The 18,983-nt window shown below is 67.1% G+C and carries 18 protein-coding genes and 1 tRNA gene; 7 read left to right on the forward strand and 12 right to left on the reverse strand.

All coding sequences use genetic code 11. From position 1 onward, the window contains the following. Positions 1-87: 87 nt before the first annotated feature. The 3 genes from ASC63_RS02490 to ASC63_RS02500 form a co-directional block, all read right to left on the reverse strand. Positions 88-903, reverse strand: a complete 816-nt coding sequence (locus tag ASC63_RS02490; protein WP_055809481.1) for an inositol monophosphatase family protein — start codon at positions 901-903, stop codon at positions 88-90. Between the two features lie 507 nt (positions 904-1,410). After that, positions 1,411-1,495 (reverse strand) — tRNA-Tyr (locus ASC63_RS02495). A gap of 82 nt (positions 1,496-1,577) precedes the next feature. Continuing rightward, positions 1,578-2,900, reverse strand: coding sequence for a hypothetical protein (locus ASC63_RS02500; protein ID WP_157487553.1), 1,323 nt, complete (start codon positions 2,898-2,900; stop codon positions 1,578-1,580). A 108-nt stretch (positions 2,901-3,008) separates the two neighbouring features. On the opposite strand from ASC63_RS02500, the gene ASC63_RS02505 reads away from it, so the two are divergent. Beyond that, on the forward strand, positions 3,009-4,025 hold the full coding sequence (locus ASC63_RS02505) for a LacI family DNA-binding transcriptional regulator (RefSeq protein ID WP_055809486.1): 1,017 nt from the start codon (positions 3,009-3,011) through the stop codon (positions 4,023-4,025). A gap of 22 nt (positions 4,026-4,047) precedes the next feature. Continuing rightward, the gene (locus ASC63_RS02510; RefSeq protein ID WP_055809489.1) at positions 4,048-4,536 is read left to right on the forward strand and encodes a YajQ family cyclic di-GMP-binding protein; all 489 of its coding nucleotides are present in this window, start codon (positions 4,048-4,050) and stop codon (positions 4,534-4,536) included. A 99-nt stretch (positions 4,537-4,635) separates the two neighbouring features. Here ASC63_RS02510 and ASC63_RS02515 read toward each other — a convergent pair whose 3' ends face one another. Genes ASC63_RS02515 through ASC63_RS02525 form a run of 3 tightly spaced genes read right to left on the reverse strand, consistent with a single transcriptional unit; the run spans position 4,636 to position 7,890 of the window. After that, positions 4,636-6,045, reverse strand: coding sequence for an FAD-dependent oxidoreductase (locus ASC63_RS02515; protein WP_055809491.1), 1,410 nt, complete (start codon positions 6,043-6,045; stop codon positions 4,636-4,638). Between the two features lie 22 nt (positions 6,046-6,067). Beyond that, positions 6,068-7,144, reverse strand: coding sequence for a polyprenyl synthetase family protein (locus tag ASC63_RS02520; RefSeq protein WP_055809494.1), 1,077 nt, complete (start codon positions 7,142-7,144; stop codon positions 6,068-6,070). Then, the gene (locus ASC63_RS02525) at positions 7,144-7,890 is read right to left on the reverse strand and encodes a class I SAM-dependent methyltransferase (protein WP_055809497.1); all 747 of its coding nucleotides are present in this window, start codon (positions 7,888-7,890) and stop codon (positions 7,144-7,146) included. The genes ASC63_RS02520 and ASC63_RS02525 overlap by 1 nt, the downstream gene beginning before the upstream one ends. 132 nt (positions 7,891-8,022) lie before the next feature. Here ASC63_RS02525 and ASC63_RS02530 point away from each other — a divergent pair, with 132 nt between their 5' ends. Beyond that, complete coding sequence (locus ASC63_RS02530; RefSeq protein WP_235491739.1) at positions 8,023-9,300, forward strand: isochorismate synthase; 1,278 nt, start codon at positions 8,023-8,025, stop codon at positions 9,298-9,300. A 10-nt stretch (positions 9,301-9,310) separates the two neighbouring features. Here ASC63_RS02530 and ASC63_RS02535 read toward each other — a convergent pair whose 3' ends face one another. From ASC63_RS02535 to ASC63_RS02545, 3 genes are read right to left on the reverse strand one after another with little or no spacing between them, the layout of a single operon-like run. After that, on the reverse strand, positions 9,311-10,171 hold the full coding sequence (locus ASC63_RS02535; protein ID WP_055809501.1) for a PPK2 family polyphosphate kinase: 861 nt from the start codon (positions 10,169-10,171) through the stop codon (positions 9,311-9,313). A gap of 58 nt (positions 10,172-10,229) precedes the next feature. Next, positions 10,230-11,990 (reverse strand): 2-succinyl-5-enolpyruvyl-6-hydroxy-3-cyclohexene-1-carboxylic-acid synthase, encoded by a 1,761-nt coding sequence (gene menD / locus ASC63_RS02540; RefSeq protein ID WP_055809503.1) that lies wholly within the window; start codon positions 11,988-11,990, stop codon positions 10,230-10,232. Then, positions 11,983-12,339, reverse strand: coding sequence for a PLD nuclease N-terminal domain-containing protein (locus ASC63_RS02545; protein WP_055809506.1), 357 nt, complete (start codon positions 12,337-12,339; stop codon positions 11,983-11,985). Before ASC63_RS02545 ends, menD begins: the two co-directional genes overlap by 8 nt. Positions 12,340-12,382: 43 nt before the next feature. Here ASC63_RS02545 and ASC63_RS02550 point away from each other — a divergent pair, with 43 nt between their 5' ends. Beyond that, positions 12,383-12,682, forward strand: a complete 300-nt coding sequence (locus ASC63_RS02550) for a DUF4229 domain-containing protein (protein ID WP_055809509.1) — start codon at positions 12,383-12,385, stop codon at positions 12,680-12,682. A gap of 7 nt (positions 12,683-12,689) precedes the next feature. Here ASC63_RS02550 and ASC63_RS02555 read toward each other — a convergent pair whose 3' ends face one another. Both ASC63_RS02555 and ASC63_RS02560 read right to left on the reverse strand, forming a co-directional pair. Beyond that, positions 12,690-13,658, reverse strand: coding sequence for a 1,4-dihydroxy-2-naphthoate polyprenyltransferase (locus tag ASC63_RS02555; protein ID WP_055809512.1), 969 nt, complete (start codon positions 13,656-13,658; stop codon positions 12,690-12,692). After that, entirely contained in the window at positions 13,658-14,824 is a 1,167-nt protein-coding gene (locus ASC63_RS02560; RefSeq protein WP_055809516.1) for an AMP-binding protein, read from the reverse strand. Before ASC63_RS02560 ends, ASC63_RS02555 begins: the two co-directional genes overlap by 1 nt. Positions 14,825-15,093: 269 nt before the next feature. Here ASC63_RS02560 and ASC63_RS02565 point away from each other — a divergent pair, with 269 nt between their 5' ends. From ASC63_RS02565 to ASC63_RS02575, 3 genes are read left to right on the forward strand one after another with little or no spacing between them, the layout of a single operon-like run. Further along, positions 15,094-15,756, forward strand: coding sequence for a helix-turn-helix transcriptional regulator (locus ASC63_RS02565; RefSeq protein ID WP_055814695.1), 663 nt, complete (start codon positions 15,094-15,096; stop codon positions 15,754-15,756). Beyond that, complete coding sequence (locus tag ASC63_RS02570; RefSeq protein ID WP_055809519.1) at positions 15,753-16,964, forward strand: sensor histidine kinase; 1,212 nt, start codon at positions 15,753-15,755, stop codon at positions 16,962-16,964. Before ASC63_RS02565 ends, ASC63_RS02570 begins: the two co-directional genes overlap by 4 nt. After that, complete coding sequence (locus ASC63_RS02575) at positions 16,954-17,955, forward strand: hypothetical protein (protein ID WP_055809522.1); 1,002 nt, start codon at positions 16,954-16,956, stop codon at positions 17,953-17,955. Before ASC63_RS02570 ends, ASC63_RS02575 begins: the two co-directional genes overlap by 11 nt. Before the next feature lie 6 nt (positions 17,956-17,961). Here the strand turns inward: ASC63_RS02575 and ASC63_RS02580 are convergent, their stop codons facing one another. After that, positions 17,962-18,963, reverse strand: a complete 1,002-nt coding sequence (locus tag ASC63_RS02580) for a 1,4-dihydroxy-2-naphthoyl-CoA synthase (protein ID WP_055809526.1) — start codon at positions 18,961-18,963, stop codon at positions 17,962-17,964. Between the last annotated feature and the right edge of the window lie 20 nt (positions 18,964-18,983).

Here is an 18,983-nt window from a genome sequence, read left to right on the forward strand (position 1 = left end):
AATGTAACGAACTCATAAAGACTAGCGGGTGCACTCTGGGAACACCATGACCTTTTTGGGTGTCGTGGGCAGCCGTACTGTCACGCATCAGGCGTCGAGCACATTAAGCCCGTCGAGCACCGGCGCGAGCTGTTCGAACAAGCCGGGTTCGGCTGCAATTGTGAGCGCATTGCTGGCGGCTGCGCCATTGAGCCCCTGCACTCGGGCGCCCGCTTCCTGCGCAACGAGTGCGCCGGCCGCGTGATCCCACGGCTTGAGGCCCTTCTCGTAATACGCGTCGAGGCGACCGGCGGCCACCCCACACAGGTCGAGCGAAGCAGCGCCGATCCGGCGGATATCGCGCACCTGCTCGATCAGGCCCTGCACCACGGCGGCCTGCTTGCGTCGGCGGGCCGAGTTATAGGAGAAGCCTGTGCCGACCAGAGCGAGCGGCAGTTGCACCGCTGCCGCGACCTGCAGTCGGCGCTCTCCCAGAAACGCGCCGGCACCGGCTGCCGCGGTGAAGAGTTCGTCTGCTGCGGGGTTGTACACGGCCGCGGCGAGCGCGCTCCACGTGTTCGGATCGGGCTCACCCTCCACCACGGCGATGCTCACCGCGTAGGCGGGAATGCCATAGAGATAGTTGACGGTGCCGTCGATCGGATCGACAACCCAGGTGAGCCCGCTCGAGCCACTCGTCGCATCCGATTCTTCGCCGAAGAAGCCGTCGTTCGGCCGCGCTTCGGCGAGCAGCGAACGAATGAGCGCCTCCGACTCCTGGTCGGCGTGCGTGACGATGTCTTCCGGCGCGGACTTGGTCTGGGCGACCTCGACGCCCTCCGCCCGGCGCTGCTTGATCAGCGCCCCGGCACGCAGGGAGATGTCACGGGCAAGAGTCAGCAGTTCGGCATTCGCATGGGTCACCCCTCAACCCTGTCACAGCCGGGGCGGATGCCGTGCGCCCGGGTATTGCTGCCGCATCGTCTCGACGTATGATCACGTCATGCCAGAGAAGCAGCCACCACCGAGCGGGCAGACCGGGGCCGACCAGGTGCTGGGTCACCCGATCGACCCGGCAACGGCAACCGCGCCTGCCGTGGACCCCGCACCGTAACAGAGACAGGCATTTCGCTTCATTGTCAACCCCTGACCCCCACTCAAGAGGCCGTATAGCTTGTGCGCATTAGGTCGTGCGTGCGCGCTGGACTGTATGGTGCAGGCAGCTGAGCGCATCACTGATCTGATGGGGTAGGGTCGCTCGCCCGGCTTCGCGCGCGGCCCTACCTCCGGCGAGATCCTCAGCAGCTACAACATCGAGTCCACCAAAAGCTACTGACGCAACGAAATGAAAGAGCCCGGCCGATGGCCGGGCTCTTCATAAATATCAACAATGTCCCGACACATCTATCAACGATGTCCCGACTCATCACATGGTGGCGAGTGAGGGATTCGAACCCCCGAATGCTGAGCAGTCTGATTTACAGTCAGATCCCTTTGGCCGCTTGGGTAACTCGCCAGGCGCCCTCGACCACATGTATTCATCTGACCGAACGCGCTCGTCAAGGATACCGGGCCGCGGGCTCTGACGTAAATCGAAGCTAGCGGATGCGTTCGGCCGCCTGTGCTCGCGTCCTTTCCCTGCGCCGATTCAGGCCAGGAATCGCCAAAACAAGCGCCCCCAACACCACGAGAGCGGCCGCACCAAAGCCCCACGGAGCGATGTCCGCACCGGTGGCTGCGAGCGTCAGTTCCGGTGTGATTGAAGCGGTCGGTGTCGGCGACGGTGTGGTGGGAGGCGAGGTCGGCGGAGGCGTCACCACGGGCGGTGCGACCACAACGACTGGAGGCGCGGCGACCGTCGCCCTATTCGCCACCACCGTCACCGGCGCGGGCGCCGTATAGCCCGGAGGCGGGTCGATCGCGATCTGATAGCTCGGCCGCTGCTCCGTCGTAAAGGTATATGTGCCATCCGGCTGCACCGGTACGGTGACCGGCGTCTCGTCGATCGCGAGCACGGGAGTTCCATCGGCGTTGTTCAGGTCGGCGACCGTTCCCGCAGGCACCGCGGTTCCCGGGGGCGCATCCTCGATAGCAACGGTGCCGGTGATCGTCGTGGCTGCCGCCGGAGAGGCGACCCACAGTTGGTAGACCGGACTGCCCGCCAGAGCACCGTAGATGATCGTCACCTTACGGACGTTCGCATCCGGCTTGAACCAGATATAGGCGCCGGACGTGTCGTTGACGTTTCCCACGATCGTGCCGGGCGCCCAAGAGATCGCGTAACCCGCGTACGTGCGATCAAGAGTTCCCGGCCCTGGAACCCAAGTCGGCACATCGAACGGGGCGGCGGTTCCGCTACACACCGAGGGCTTCGGCGAAGCATTGTCGCAATAGTTTCCCGGCGCCTGCGCTCCAAGGACTCCGGTGGGAAGGAGCGTGCCGTTCTGGTCGTACGCCTGAATGAACGCCCAGTCTGCGTCGATGTCGCCCAGCGCGAAGCCCCATCCAGCGACCGGCTGCTGTGAGCCGAAGTCAATGGTCGTCGTTGACTGAGGCGGAGTCGACAAAGACGGGGGTGTGGGCGCCGGGCTTGCACTTTGTGGGCGAAGCGTCAGGTACGGCTGCCTGCGGGTTGAGCCGAACTCCTGCCCGAAGGCGGTCGAAGCTCCAAGATATGCGGATTCTCCACTGGGGTTCCGTACCGACACCGAGTCAGATGTGATGTCCGGGCTCGGCACGGTCGAGCTCGCGAAGCTGGCGGTGCCCGTAAATGATCCCGCGCTTCCGGCCATGGTCCACGTCGGAAAGACGCCTACCTCGTTCGCGCCGACCGCACCGGCTGCAGACGACCCCGCGAGCGCGAGCGCACTCGCAACGGCAATGGTCAGGATGGCCCCCGCGGCCCGACGAAACGCACCCACGATCACCGACGCTACCCCGATTGCACGTCCCTGAACAGAGCGAGGCCGCGTCTTACGGCCCCATCACTAGGATTGCCACGAGACGATATAAGCGGTTGCGAGGGAGCCATGGGCGGTATCGACGAGGTCGCGCGCCTTGCGGGCGTCTCCACCGCCACGGTCTCTCGCGCGCTGAGCGGCAACGGCCATGTCTCCCCCGCCACACGCATCAAGGTGACGGATGCCGCCGGTCAACTCGGGTACGTTGTCTCGTCGAATGCGTCGGGCCTGGCATCCGGTCGCACGAAGAACATCGGCGCCGTGGTGCCGTTTCTCAACCGCTGGTTCTTCGCATCCGTCATCGAGGGCGCCGAACGCGCGCTGCTGCGCCACGGCTACGACCTCACCCTCTACAACCTGTCTGGGGGCGGCGAGGAGCGTCGCAGTGTCTTCGAACACTTTCTGCTGCGCAAGCGAGTGGATGCCGTGATTGCCATTTCGCTGGAACTCACGGAAGACGAGGTGAGTCGGCTTCTTGCTCTGGGCAAGCCCATCGTGGGCGTCGGCGGCCCGCTGGCCGGGGTGCGCACCCTCACGATCGACGACGTTGCCGTGGCCAGGCTGGCCACCGAACACCTGCTCTCGCTCGGCCACACCCGCATCGGGCATATCGGTGGCGACAAGGAGAGCGACCAGGATTTCCATCTGCCCACCAACCGGCGCATCGGCTTCGAGCAGGCGCTGGCCGCGGCAGGCCTCGCGGGCACCCCGGCGCCATTCCAGGCGGCGGATTTCACTATCAAGGGCGGTTACCAGGCGGCGAAGCAACTCTTGGGTGACCCGCGCGAGCGGCCCACGGCCATCTTCGCGGCGTCCGATGAGATGGCGATCGGCAGCATTCTGGCCGCCCGCGATCTCGGGCTCGTCGTGCCGCGCGACGTCTCCATCGTCGGCATCGACGACCACGAGCTTGCCGACTTCTTCGGGCTCACGACGGTGGCACAGTATCCCAGCGGACAGGGAGAGAAGGCCGTCGAAATTCTCATGGATCTACTGCATCCCGCCACCCGCGACCAGAACGCGGAGAACATTCCGCTGCCCTACGAACTCATCGTACGTTCGAGCACGACGACCCCCACGGCCTAGCCCCGCTGGCTACACTCGAGGCATGGCAGATTCAACATTTGACGTCGTGAGCAAGGTCGATCAGATGGAGGCGGACAACGCCCTCCACCAGGCGCAGAAGGAGATTGCGCAGCGGTACGACTTCAAGAATGTCGGGGCATCCGTGGAGCAAAGCGGCGAGAAGGTGCTCATCAAGGCCAACAGCGAGGAGCGCGCGAAGGCCGTGCTCGAGGTCTACGAGTCGAAGCTGATCAAGCGCGGCATCTCCCTGCGCAGCCTCGACGCCGGCGAACCGTACGCCTCGGGCAAGGAGTACCGCATCGAAACCTCCCTGAAGAGCGGCATCGAGCAGGATGCCGCCAAGAAGATCAGCAAGCTGATCCGCGACGAGGCGCCCAAGAGCGTCAAGAGCCAGATTCAGGGCGACGAATTGCGGGTCTCATCGAAGAGCCGCGACGACCTTCAGGCCACGATGGCGCTTCTCAAGGGCGCCGATCTGGATGTCGCGCTGCAGTTCGTGAACTTGCGCTGAGTCAGGCGTTGATTGAGGAGCGGTCGAGGAACGAGGCCGTGTCTCGAAATCTGCCGCGCGGGTAGGTTTCGAGACGGACCCTCCTTCGTCGAGTCCTCCTCAACCAGCGGAGGGGCCGTCGTTGGAGACGCGCACCATCTCGTCGCGGGGCACGACCTTGATGCGGGTGCGGCCCTCGGCCTCGCCGAGCGCCAGCTCGTGCTGGTCGAGGTTGTGCCAGCCGTCGAGGTTCGTGTACTCGATGCCGCGTGAACGCAGCAGCTCCACGACCGACTCCTCCGAGGGCGACTCCGGGTTCCACCAGCTGCCCTGGCCGTTGATCACGCGCTTGATGGTCTCCATGGCATCCGATTTGGTGTGCCCGATCAGGCCGACGGGGCCGCGCTTGATCCAGCCCGTTGCGTAGACCCCCGACATGACCTCGTGGCCCTGTGACGAATCGCTCGACGACGAGCCGCGGTGCAGCACCTGGCCCTCGCGGTTGGGAATCGTGCCCCGCTTCTTGTCGAAGGGCACCCCGGGCAGCGGCGTTCCGAAGTATCCAACGGCGCGATACACGGCCTGCACGTCGACGGTGCGGGTCTCACCGGTACCGCGCACCCCACCCTCGCCATCCGGCTCGGTTCGTTCGTAGCGGATGCCCGCGACCCGGCCGTTCTCGTCGCCCACGATCTCGAGCGGCTTGGCATAGAAGTGCAGGTGCAGCCGGCGCGATGCTTGGCCGCCCTGCCCGTTGACCGAAGGGCGCTCGCGCCACTTCTGCAGCACGCGATCGATCACCATCACCTGCTTGTTGCTGGCGATGGCCGCCTTCGAGGCCTCGTCGTAGTCGAAGTCCTCGTCGTAGAGCACCATGTCCACGTCGCGCAGCTCGCCCAGCTCGCGCAGCTCCAGCGGGGTGAACTTCACCTGCGCCGGCCCGCGGCGACCGAAGACATGCACATCGGTGACGGCCGAGTTCTTGAGCACTTCATAGACATTCGCGGGAATCTCGGTGGGGAGCAGGTCGTCGGCGTGCTTGGCAAGCATGCGCGAGACATCCAGCGCCACGTTGCCGTTGCCGATCACGGCAACCGAGGCGGCCTCAAGCGGCCAGGTGCGCGGCACATCCGGATGCCCGTCGAACCAGCTCACGAAGTCGGCGGCGCCGTACGACCCCTCCAACTCGACGCCCGGGATATCGAGCCCGGCGTCACGCACCGCACCCGTGGCAAAGATGACCGCGTTGTAGTGCTTCTTCAGGTCGTCAAGAGTGATGTCCTCGCCAAAGCGCACATTGCCGAAGAGGCGAATGTCACCGCGGTCGATCACCTCGCGCAGCGCCGTGATAATGCCCTTGATGCGCGGATGGTCGGGGGCGACGCCATAGCGCACCAGCCCGTACGGCGCCGGCAACTGGTCGAACAGGTCGATGGAGACCTCGAAGCCGCGCTCGGCCTTCAGCAGGATGTCGGCGGCGTAGATGCCCGCCGGGCCCGCCCCGACGATGGCCAGTCGAAGCTTGGTCATGCGTTGTGTCCTTTCGCGCGCGTCAACTCGAGCGCTCGACGATGGTCTCTGCAAAGCGCGTGAGCGCCTTCTTCACGGGGCCGCTCGGCAGCGGGGCAAGCGCCTCCACGGCCTCGCGGGCCCAGCGGTGCGCCTCCGTGAGCGTCTGCGCGGTCACGTCGTGCTCGCGCAGCGCCGTGATCGCCGACTCCGCAGCCTGGGCATCGCCCGTGCCCTCCGCGATGCCAATCACGTCGCGTTCGAGACGGGCGAGCAAGTCAGCGGATGCGGCATCCGTCGGTGCCTGCGCCCGCAGGCGAAGCAGCGGCAGCGTCGCAACGCCCGCACGAAGGTCTGTACCGGGCGTCTTACCGGTCTGCTCGCCTGCGGCGGAGAGGTCAATCACGTCGTCGATGAGCTGAAAGGCTATGCCGATCTTCTCGCCGAAGATCACGACGGGCTGCTCGTATTCCGCCGGGGCATTCGAGAAGATGACGCCGAGCTGTGCCGCCGCCGCAATGAGCGAGCCCGTCTTGTCGGAGAGCACCTGGATGTACTGGTCGATCGGGTCTTCGTCGTCCCGCGGGCCAATAGTCTCGTGCAGCTGGCCCAGGCAGAGCCGCTCGAAGGTGTCGGTCTGCAGCTTAATGGCCCGCTCACCGAGCGACGCCACGAGCTTGCTGGCGCGGGCGAAAAGCAGGTCTCCCGTGAGCACGGCAACCGAATTTCCCCACACGTACTGGGCGCTGGGAACGCCACGGCGCATCTGCGCTTCGTCCATGACGTCATCGTGATAGAGCGAGGCAAGGTGGGTGATCTCGATGGCCTGCGCCGCGGTGATCACCTGAGGGTTGTTGCCTGTACCCAATTGCGCCGCGAGCAGGGTGAGCATGGGGCGCACACGCTTGCCGCCAGCCTCGAGCAGGTAGCGAGCCGTCACATCCGCCAGATTGTCGGCGAAGCGCATCTCGGCATGCAATCCCTCTTCGACCAGGTCGAGCCCCGCCTCGACGGCCGCGGCGAAGTGCTTGTCTTCGCTCGACGCGAAGATGCGCTCGCTGACACCGAGGTGGCTGGAGAGGGAGGCGCGCCTCGCCACGGGGACGCCGGAGGCCGCCACTAGTTCTTCTCCCTGTCAGGGGCTGCCGCGAGCGGCTTGACACCGAACGGCTTGATACCGCGGTGCAGCGCCACAATGCCGGCCGTGAGGTTGCGGTACGCCACCTGTTCGTACCCGGCCTCGCGCAGCCATGCACTCAGCCTCTGCTGGGTGGGCCAGTCGCGAATCGAGTCCATGAGGTACTCGTACGCCACCGGGTTCGAGCTGGCCAGCTTGACGAGCACGGGCATGCCATAGCGCAGATAGGCGAAATAGCCGCTGCGAATGAGGGCGAGCGGCGGCGTGGAGAACTCACAGATCACAACGCGGCCGCCGGGCCTGGTAACCCGGTAGAACTCGGCGAGCGCCTTCTCGGGGTTCACCACGTTGCGCAGGCCGAACGAGATGGTAACGGCGTCGAAGTGAGCGTCGTCGAAAGGCAGCTTCGTGGCATCCGCCTCAACGAACTCCACGAAGGCGTTGTCGGCGTTGCGCTTTCTGCCCACCTCGATCATGCCGGCGGAGAAATCGGCGGCCACAACGCGCGCGCCCGTCTTGGTGAGAGCAACGCTTGAGGTGCCCGTGCCGGCCGCGACGTCGAGAATGCGCTCACCGGATGCGGGGTCGACCGCACGGGTCGTCGCGATTCGCCACAGTGTCGAATTTCCCATCGACAGCACCGTGTTGGTGCGGTCGTAATGAGTGGACACGTCGTCGAACATCGCGGCGACCTGATCAGGTTGCTTGGTCAGATCGGCCTTGCTCACATCTCAAGTCTATTCGGCGTTGCTTACGATCGGAGCCAGAGGGCTGCGATCGTCGAGTAACGAGAAACGAGAAACGAGCGTATCGAGACCTCCGTGCAGCATGCTCTCACCCGCGCGAAGTAGGCTGATGAAGTGACTGCAACAGCAACCGCGGTTCGCACGAGCGGCATCACCGCGCTGCACGTTGAAACCGTTCCTCTCGACGACGTCGGCCGACTCATCCCCCTGCTCGATTCGCGTACTCCCCTGCTCTGGGTGCGCCGCGGCGAGGGCATCGCCGGCATCGGCGAGGCGGTGCGCCTCGAATTCTCCGGCCCCACCCGGATCACGGATGCCGCCGCCGCGTGGCAGCAGCTCGTCGCCGCCGCAGACGTCACAGACCCCATCTCCGCCCCGGGCACCGGCCTCGTCGCCTTCGGCGCCTTCTCCTTCTCACCCGCGAGCGCTGTCACCAGCGTTCTCATCGTTCCCGAGATCATCGTGGGCCGACACAACGGTCGCAGCTGGATCACACGCGTCTCCCGCAAGCAGGGTGACGGCGGCGCCACTCCCGCGCCCCACCCCACCCCGCGCCCCACCCCGCTCGGCGCCGAGTACCGGCTCTCACTGTTGCCCGGTGCGATGCCGCCCGACGCGTACCGCGAGGCCGTCGCGAAGGCGGTGGAACGCATCCGCCATCAGGAGCTGAACAAGGTGGTGCTCGCCCGCGACCTCGTGGGCCACCTGCCGCAGGAGTCCGACCTACGCCGTGCGCTCATGGAGCTCGCGCTCGGCTACCCCGAATGCTGGACGTATGCCGTCGACGGCCTTATCGGCTCCAGCCCTGAGACGCTCGTGCGCGTGCACGACGGCGAGGTGAGTGCCCGAGTGCTGGCCGGCACCATCTCTCGGGGGCCGGATGCCGCATCCGACCACGATCACGCTGTCACCCTCGCCGCGAACCCCAAAGACCAGAACGAGCACGCCCTGGCCGTGACCAGCGTGCTCGACGCGCTGCGGCCGCACAGCCCCAACCTCGCCAGCAGCGAGATTCCGTTCACGCTCAAGCTGCCCAACCTGTGGCATCTGGCCACGGATGTTGCCGGCACGCTCAGCGACGGATCGACCTCCCTTGATCTCGTGGCCGCGCTGCACCCCACGGCCGCCGTCGCCGGCACCCCCACCGCGGATGCGCTGCGCCTCATCGCCGAACTCGAACCGTTCGACCGCGGTCGCTATGCCGGGCCTGTCGGCTGGGTGGGCGCCGATGGCGACGGCGAGTGGGCCATCGCGCTGCGTGGCGCGCAGGTGTCGCCGACCGGCGACATCACGGCATATGCCGGATGCGGCATAGTTGCAGACTCGGAGCCGCAGAACGAGCTTGTCGAGTCGAAGATGAAGATGCGCCCCATCGTCGAAGCCTTCGGCTGAGCGACAGGACTTATGTGGCGGAGAGCCGCTTCTTCTCGCCCTCGACGTCGTAGTCGGCCGTCGGCCAGGCCAGGTTCATGCGCTCGATCGCATCGATCACGAGGTGCTGTACGGCCAGCCGTGCGTACCACTTCCTGTCGGCCGGAACCACGAACCACGGGGCTGCCTCTGTCGAGGTGCGGTCGAAGACGGCCTGGTACGCCTCCTGGTAGTCGGCCCACAGCATCCGCTCGTCGACGTCGCCCGGCTTGTACTTCCAGTGCTTGTCCGGCTCATCCAGCCGAGCCTGCAGTCTGGCCTTCTGCTCGGCCGAACTGATGTGCAGCATCACCTTGACGATGCTGGTTCCGGATGCCGCCAGCTCGGTCTCGAAATCGTTGATGGCGCCATAGCGGCGCTCGATTTCCTGCGCATCGGCGAGCGAGCGCACCTTGCCGATGAGCACGTCTTCGTAGTGCGAGCGATCGAAGACGCCGATCATGCCAGCGCCAGGTACCGCGGAACGCACCCGCCACAGAAAATCGTGCGCGAGCTCTTCTTTTGTGGGCTTCTTGAACGCTGTGTAATGCACGCCCTGCGGGTTGACCGCGCCCACGACGTGGCCGACAATGCCGCCCTTGCCCGCCGTGTCCATCGCCTGCAGCACGAGCAGCACGCTTCGGGTGTCGCCCGCCGTGCTCGCGGCGAAGAGGCGCTCCTGCTGCTCGGCGAGAATGCCGGCGCCGACGGCCAGCGCGCGCCGGCCGTCTTTCTTGTCGCCGTCGAAACCCGGATGCGCATCCGTCTGCTGATCGGCGAGGACGAAGCCGCTGCCCGCCCGCAACAGCGCGGCGGGATCTTCTGCCCAGAATCCTTCGTGACCGGCCACAATGCCTCCCCCTCAACGCGTACCCTCATCTTGGCACGCGCGCGCCTCCGCAGGTTGAGGATCAGCGGGTGAGGGACACCTCGACGATGCTGGGGCCTTCCGCCGGCGCCGACAGCGCCTGGTCGAGCTCGCCGTGAGTGGTGGCCTTCGTGTAGCCCCAGCCGTATGCGGATGCCAGCGCCGCGACATCCGCCCGCTGCGGTGTGAACATGACCCGGTCGAAAGCGGCGGGGGACGCCGTGAAGGCGACCTCGAGGGCGTCGAAGATGGTGCCGCCGCCATCGTTGCCGACGACCACCTGGATGTTGGGGCGAGCCTCGCCCTCGCCGAACAGCAGCGCACCCGCGTCGTGCAGCAGGGCGAGGTCGCCGAGCAGAACGCGGGTAACCCCGGGCGCGGCGGCGCCATCCAGGGAATTCTGGCTGGCGAGCGCGATGCCTATCGCGGTGGAGACCGTGCCGTCGATGCCGGCAAGTCCCCGGTTGGAGTGCACGCGGATCTTCTTGCCCGGCACGGCACGGTCGGCGTCACGAATGAGCCGGGATGCCCCGAACACGAGCCTGTCGTGCGGCCAGGTGAAGCGCCAGAGCGCCTCCACGAGCATGTCGCGGGTGACGGCCGCGCGCACGGCGGCGAACTCGGCACGGGCGAAAGCGATGCGGTCGGCGGGTACGTGCGAGCGGGAGGCATCGACGTCGGGAGCGATGTGGTCGGGGCCGGCCGCGGCATCCGCCTTCTCGCGAAGCGATCTGCTGGTGAGAACCCAGCTGCCGAGCCAGGCGCGCGCGTCGTCGGGCGCCGGCGAATCGGGGTCGATCGAGACCGCGCTCACGGCCGCGGCGACACGGCGGCCGGGATTGTAGAACTCGGCACCGCTCGGCGCCACGACCATCACCTCGACGTCGTCGCGTGTGAGCAGGGCAGGTATTTCGCGGCTGAGCGTCGGATGCCCGAACACTATTGCGCGCTCGACGCGGCCCCCGAATTGCGGGTCGGCCAGCAGTTCGCGGTAGGCCACGATGAGGTTGCGGCCGAAGCGGGCGCCGCTGGAGACCTCGGCGATGAGCGGCCAGCCGCCCATGTGCGCGAGCTCTTCGGCGTCGGGACCGGCCCCATGGCCCGCGATGACGACGGTGCGCGGGCCGCGCGGAATGGAAATGCTGGTTGAGGAGCGAGGAACGAGCGTCTCGAAACCGAGACCGCGCGCAGCTGGTTTCGAGACGCTCGTTCCTCGCTCCTCAACCAGCGAGATCACGGAAGACAGCGGCTCACGGAACGCGAGGTTCAGCTGCACCGGGCCGGGCTCGTGTGACACGGTGCCGAGCGCCGCATCCAGCGCCCGGCGCGCGAGCTCGACCGCGGCATCCGCCTCACGGGCATCACCGACGGGTGCGGGCACGTCCTCGCAGAGCCGCACAGCCTCGCCATACATGCCGGGCTGCACGGTGGTCTGATTCGAGCGGATGCCTCGCAATTCGGTCGGCCGGTCGGCCGTCAGCAGGATCATGGGCACACCCGAGTGGTGCGCCTCGAGCACGGCGGGGTGCAGATTGGCGGTGGCGGTGCCACTCGTCGTGATGACGAGGGCAGGCAGGCGTGATTCGACGGCGAGTCCAAGGGCAAGAAAGCCTGCGACCCGTTCGTCGATGCGTACATGCAGACGCACGGCGCCGGCACTTTCCAGCTCGGCGGCCACGAGGGCGAGCGCCTGCGAGCGCGAACCCGGGCTGAGCACGATGTCGTGCACACCGAGGCGAACGAAACTCGTCAGCAGCGCCGCGGAGAAGTCAGAAGCGGGGCTCACAGCTGGGGCGTCAGGCATCCTTGCGGCCGGGTTTGTCGGGGTCGCCGCCCTTGTCGTCCAGCTCGGCGAGTTCGCGCTCAAGGCGGCGGATGCGCTCCTCCTGCTGCGTGTCACGACCGAGGCTGCCCAGGAACGCGGGGTCGTCATCCGGAGCAATCGTGCGCGCTCCGCCCCGGTCGTTGCCGCGGCGGGCCCGACCGAAGAAGAACCAGAGAAGCCCACCGAGAACCGGGATGAGAACTATCAGCACCCAACTGGTCTTGGAGAGTGTGCGCACCCGATTGCCGTCGGAGAGTGCGCAGTCCACTATCGAGAAGACGTAGAAGGCGACTGCTGCGACGACCAGCACCACCAATAACCGAGGCATACAGTCATCTTAATCCCAGCAAGCCGTGCCTAGACTGAAGACCGTGAAACCCCGCTCCCCCTTCCTCTTGTTCACGGTGCTGCGCCTGTTGCTTTTCGTGCTGCCGCTCGTGGCCCTGATGCTGCTCGGAGTGATCTATTGGGTGGCGATCATCGCCGCGGCGGTCATCGGCATGTGTCTCTCGTTCCTGCTGCTGGGCAAGCCGCGCGACGCCGTGGCCCGTGACATCTACGACCGCCGACACCGCGAGAAGCCCCTGCCGAACGATGACGACGAGGCCGAAGACGCGGCGACGGATGCGACGGCTCCGGTCGAGCCCGCCCGTCACGATCCGACGGCCTGACCCCGCGCTAGAAGTTCAGCGCGAAGGCCACGCCCAGGAAGACTCCGACCGCGAGGCCGACGAGACTCGTCAGCTGCAGCACCAGAATCAACTCTTTCGACGTCTTCGCCGTGATCATGATCAGCACGGCAGGCACCGCAGCGAGCAGGGTGAAGAAACCCAGCCACGCGAAGGGATAGAACAGCGCGAAAAAGGCCAGAATCAGGTAGGCCAAAACCAGCAGCACGCAGTACAGCACGCGGGTTGCGGTGGCACCGATCAGCACCGTGAGGGTACGTTTGCCCGATTGGCGGTCTGAATCGATGTCGCGCAGGTTGTTCGCCAGCAGCACCGCGCAGGCGATGAAGCCGGCGGCCACCCCGCCCAGCCAACCCTCCAGGTTGACCCGGCCGGCTATCACGAAGGTGGTACCGGCGGTGGCGACGAGCCCGAAGAAGACGAAGACGAAGAGCTCACCGAGCGCGTTGTAGCCGTAGGGGCGCTTGCCGCCCGTGTAGAACCAGGCGGCCAGAATGGCGGCGGCACCCACCGCCAGCAGCCACCACTGCTGCGTGCGGATCACCAGCGCCAGCCCCGCGAGCGCCGCGAGAGCGAAGAACACGAGGGCGACGATCAAGACGGTGCGCGCCTTCGCCTTGCCCGAGCCGGTGAGGCGGGAGGGGCCCACGCGCGCGGCATCCGTGCCGCGCACGCCGTCGGAGTAGTCGTTGGCATAGTTCACGCCGACCTGCAGAAACAGCGCGACGGCCAGACAGGCAAGCCCGAGCACCCAGTGCAACTTTCCACCGCCGACGGCCACGACGGATGCGCCCGTGCCTATGACGACGGGGGCTATCGCCAGCGGCAGCGTGCGCAGACGCGCCCCGGCGATCCAGTCGGATGCCGTGGCCGGCTTCACCTTCGCCTTCGGGGGGACGGGGCGACCTCGCCGGGCGCCCGATCGTGCCGAAGAGCGCTTCGTGCGGTTCTGACTCATCACAGCCGCATTCTATCGAGGCCCGCGAGCGCGGCGATCGCCAGACGGTCGGGCTTGCCCGATGGCAGCTGCGGCAGCTCGGGCACGGTCACGATGCGCGCGGGGGCCGCGGCTCGGCCCAGCACCGCCGTCACTCGGGCGCGCAGTTCAGCCAGAGACACGGATGCTTCGCCCGCCGTCACGACGACCGGCACCTGCCCCCACTCGTCGCTGACCGCGCCGACGACCACCGCCTCCTCGAAACCCGCACGCTCCCGCACCGCCCGCTCGACGGCATCGAGCAGCACCTTCTCGCCGCCGGAGATGATCACATTATCGGCGCGACCGAGCACGCTCACGGTGCCATCGTCAGCAACGGCGCCGAGGTCACCCGTGCGGTACCAGCGGGTTCCGTCTGCGTCGTGGAAGGCGGCATCCGTGCGTTCGGGGTCGCCCAGATAGCCCTCGGCCAGCATCGGTCCGCCGAGCTCGAGCTGCCCGTCGGCCAGCCGCGCGCGGGCGGTGCCGATGGGCACGCCGTCGTACACGCATCCGCCGCAGGTCTCGCTGGAACCGTAGGTGCGCGTGACCCGCACCCCGGCGGCGAGCGAGCGCTCCCGCAGCGTGGGCGGCAGCGCCTGGCCCCCCACGAGAATGCCGTCGAAGCGTTGCAGCGTCGCCCGCAGTGCCGCATCGTTCACTGCGGCGTCCAGCAGCCGGGCGAGTTGCACCGGAACCAGCGAGACGAAGCGGGCGTCGCCGGTCATCGCCTGCGCCGCCCGGGCGAAGGCGGTCGGGTCGAAATGACCAGCTGGCAGCAGCACCGGCTCTGTGCCGGCAACGATGGAACGCACGAGCACCTGAACTCCGGCAATGTAGTGCGCGGGCAGCGCGAGCAGCCATTGGCCCTGCCCGCCCAGTGCGCCCGCGGATGCCGCGGCGCTGGCCAGCAGCGCATCCGTCGACAGCGCAACCCGCTTGGGCACCCCGGTCGATCCGGATGTCTCGATCACGAGCGAGACGCCCGCGCTCACCTCGGCGGGCAGCGGCGCTGCGAATGCCTCGGCGCTCGTGGGCGACGCCTGCCGCGGCAGCAACGCCGGGCCGTCACCGGAGAGCGCCGCGCGCAGTCGGGGAACGAGGGCGGCAGCATCCATCGCCGCAATCGCTTCGAGCCGCCGAGTCATGACTCAACTCTACGAGCCGGAAAGGTGCCACACCGGCGACGGCCGACCACGAGACCGACCTCGAAGACGACGGGGGTGAGCGCGCTAGGTGTGTCTCCCCCGCCGTCCGCTCGGGCACGAGGCGGATCGTGGTTCTGTTGTCACTTACGGCCACAGTGCCACGCGAGGCGACGGTACCGCTATTATCACTTGTGCTGACGCCCGGCAAGGGGTCAACTCTCACGCATCGTCCCGGGATGCGTGTTTTGCGGATCGTCAAAGGAGCGCACGTGGCCACGGTCGACACGAGCAAGGCCCCGAACGACCCCCTGCGCATCGCGCTCGTGGAGGACCACAAGCTCGTGGCTCTCGGCTTCGCCGATCTGGTCTCGGCGAGCGCCGAACTGCGCCTGGTGTGCAGCGTCGGGGCCGTCTCCGAGATTGCGGATGACGCGTGGCCGCTTGATCTTGTCGTGCTCGATCTGCGCCTGGAAGACGGCTCGTCCCCCGCCGAGAACGTTCGCGCCATCCATGCCCACGGCAGCGCGGTGCTCGTGCTGACCGGCGGCGAGAATGCCGCCCTTGCACGCTCGGCGGCGGCGGCTGGCGTGCTCGGCATTGTGCGCAAGTCGGAGCCACTTCCCACCATCATGCAGGCCATCGTCGCGGCGGCGCGCGGCGAGACGATACCCACCACCGAGTGGGCCGCCGCGCTCGATGCGGACGAACATCTGGGCGATGCCGGACTGAGTGCCCGGGAGCGTCAGATTCTCGCCCTCTATGCCTCGGGTGAGAAGGCGCAGGCCGTGGCGTTTCAGACCGGCTTGTCCCGGGCGACCGTCAGCCAGTATGTGAGCCGCATCCGCACCAAGTATTCGCGGGTGGGCCGGCCTGCCCCGACCAAGATCGAGTTGAACGCGCGGGCTCGCGAAGACGGTCTGCTTCTCGAATGAGCACGTCACGGCACGAGCGCGCCCCCCTGGCGTCGGAACGCATCGACCGCGTGCTCTACATCGCCGTCGGTTTCGGCGGCCTGATCTTCATCGCACTCGCGCTCGGTACCGCAACGTCCCAGTACCCGCTGCTGCATGTGGCCGAGGGCGCTCCCCTGCTTGTGCTGCTCGCGGTGATCTGCGCGATGTTCGTGGTGATCCCCTCTTTCTTGCCGATTCCCGTGCTGCGCGTGGTCGCATCCGTGTATATCGTGATCTTCACGGTGGCTCTCGCCGCCTGGCTGCCGCTGCAGACCTCGACGACGCTGCCCAATCAGGCCTCGCCGTGGCTGCTCACGATCATCGCCGTCGCCACCTCATGCGCGGCCATCGCCTGGAGCCAGCGCTGGGCCTGGAGCTACATCATCGCCGTGTGCGTGGGGGCCGCCTTCGTGCGCTTTTTCGCCGATGCAAAGGTCACCGTCATCGTGGCGACCGAGGAATTCTTTTACATGCTGCTGATCTGCACCGTGTTCGCCTCGCTGATCCAGGTGATACGCACGGCTGGCAGACGACAGGATGTCGCGGCCCGCGCCGCTCACGCCGACGCGGCCCTCGCCGGCGAATCCCGCGCTCGAATCGAGCAGCGTGCCCGCTTCGGCGCGCTTGTGCACGACGACGTGATTTCCACCCTTCTCGTCGCCTCCCGCGGCGAACCGGGCATGCGCGAGAGTGTGCGCGAGTACGCGAAGCGAGCCCTCACCCGCATCGCCGCCATCCGCGAACCGCAGGCACCCAACGAAGACGTGCCGCCCTCCGAATGCGCGGCCCGGTTGCGTGCGGCGTCTGATCTGCCCGGCGCGCCCGCACTTGCTGTGACCATCAAGACAACACGTCCCGTGCCCGCCTCCGTGGTGCAGTCGCTGGGCGAGGCGCTCGGCGAGGCGCTGCGCAACAGCATGCGGCACGCGGCACCTGACGGGCGGCAGGTGCACCGCACGGCAAGCGCGATCATCGATCGGGACGGCATCCTCATCGATATCGGCGACGACGGTGTCGGCTTTTCCCTGCAGCGCATTCCCCCCGAGCGGCTGGGCCTGCGCGTGAGCGTGATAGGCCGCATGACGGCGGTCTCGGGTGGCAGCGCACGCGTGACATCGCGGCCACACGAGGGCACACAGGTCACGCTCGTCTGGTCACGCCCGAGGGAGGCCGCTCGTGCGCGTTAGAGCCTCGGATGCGACGGACCTGCTTCAGCTCACCAGCTTTCGCGCGCGTCTCGTGCTGCTGCTCTTCATCGCCACCCAGGTTCTGCTCACCATCGTGGCTCTGAATCTGGTGACGACGCCATGGCGCTCGATTCTCGCACTCGTTCTCGTCTCGTTCGCTGCCGCCCTGCTCACCGTGCGGGTTGCGGATGCCTACCCGCTGTCCCTGGTACTGGTGATCTTCGCGATAGTGGTTACGAGCACGCTGCTCGTCACTTGGAATCTGCCCGACAGCGGCCCGTTGGGCTACGCGGGCTGGCACTGGGGCGCCATCACCTTCGTGCTCTTCGTACTGGCTCTGCGCGAGCGCATCCTCTGGGCCTGGGCCAGCTTCGCCGCCATGGCCGCCCTGTCAATTGCGTGGGCCGTTTCCGTCGGTCGCGGTCTTGGCGGGGGAATCGATCTCATCGACCGTCACGCCGGGCTGCTGCTGATCGCCACGCTCTTCGCCCTCGCGCTGCGCCGCACGAGCCGGCGCATCGATGCGCTCGCCGCAACCCAGATCGAGGTTGCCGAACGCGAGGCCGCCTCGCGCACCATCCTCGCGGAGCAGGCCGAGCAGACCGCCACTCTCGATACCCTCGCCCGGCCGGCGCTCGAGGCCATCGCCTCGGATGCGCCGCTCACCGAGTCGGACCGCCGCGACTTCGTGCTGCTGGAGGCGCTGCTGCGTGACCGGCTGCGCGCCGCGGCCCTGTTGACACCCGCCATCACCAGGGCAGTTCAGGATGCCCGGCGCAACGGCGTGGAGGTCGTGCTGCTCGACGACCGCGGAGACGTCGAGATCTCTGCCGGTGCGCTCGGCGAGGTGGAGGCTGCGGTGCTCGACGCAGTACGGCAGCCGCATATCGAGGGACTCACCGTGCGGCTGCTGCCCGCGGGGCGAGAGGATGTCGCAACCGTCGTTGCCCAACACCGCGGCGAAACCCGTCGAACGACGATCGTCGCCTAGCGAACGTCAGTACTGCCAGGGAAACGGCGACCAGTCCGGCTCACGCTTTTCGAGGAATGCTTCCTTGCCCTCGACCGCCTCATCGGTGCCGTAGGCGAGGCGCGTCGCCTCCCCAGCGAACAGTTGTTGGCCCACCAGGCCGTCGTCCACCGCGTTGAAGGCGTACTTAAGCATGCGGATGGCCGTTGGCGACTTCGTGAGAATCGTGCGGGCCCATTCGAGCGCCGTCGCCTCGAGCTCGGCGTGCGGCACCACCGCGTTCACGGCGCCCATCTCGTAGGCGCGCTCGGCGCTGTACTCCTGCGCGAGAAAGAAGACCTCGCGCGCGAACTTCTGCCCGATCTGGCGGGCGAAGTACGCGCTGCCGTAACCGGCGTCGAAGGAGCCGACATCGGCATCCGTCTGCTTGAAGCGCCCGTGCTCGGCGGATGCGATGCTCAGGTCACACACGACGTGCAGCGAGTGCCCGCCGCCGGCCGCCCAGCCGGGAACGACGGCTATGACCACCTTCGGCATGAAACGAATGAGCCGCTGCACCTCGAGGATGTGGAGGCGCCCGAGGCTTGCACCCACTCCCGCACCCGTAGGTTGAGGAGAGGTCGAGGAACGAGGCCTCGTCTCGAAACCCCCGGCCGCGTCTGGTTTCGAGACGCTCGTTCCTCGCTCCTCAATCAGCGAGGGGGTCGCCTCGTACTGGTACCCATCGCGCCCGCGGATGCGCTGGTCGCCGCCCGAGCAGAACGCCCAGCCGCCGTCTTTCGGGCTCGGGCCATTACCCGTGAGCAGCACCACGCCGATGCGCGGGTTGGTGCGCGCATTCTCGAGCACCGCATAGAGCTCGTCGACCGTGTGTGGCCGAAACGCGTTGCGCACTTCGGGCCGGTTGAAGGCCACACGCGCGATGCGGCCGTCGAGACTGTGGTGGTAGGTGACGTCGCTCAGGGCTTCATAGCCGGCAACATCCGCCCATTGACTCGCATCGAAGATCTCGGAAACCTGTGTGGTCATGAAGCAAGCCTATGACCGCC

It is taken from the genome of Leifsonia sp. Root112D2 (assembly GCF_001424905.1).
Classification (GTDB): Bacteria; Actinomycetota; Actinomycetes; order Actinomycetales; family Microbacteriaceae; genus Root112D2.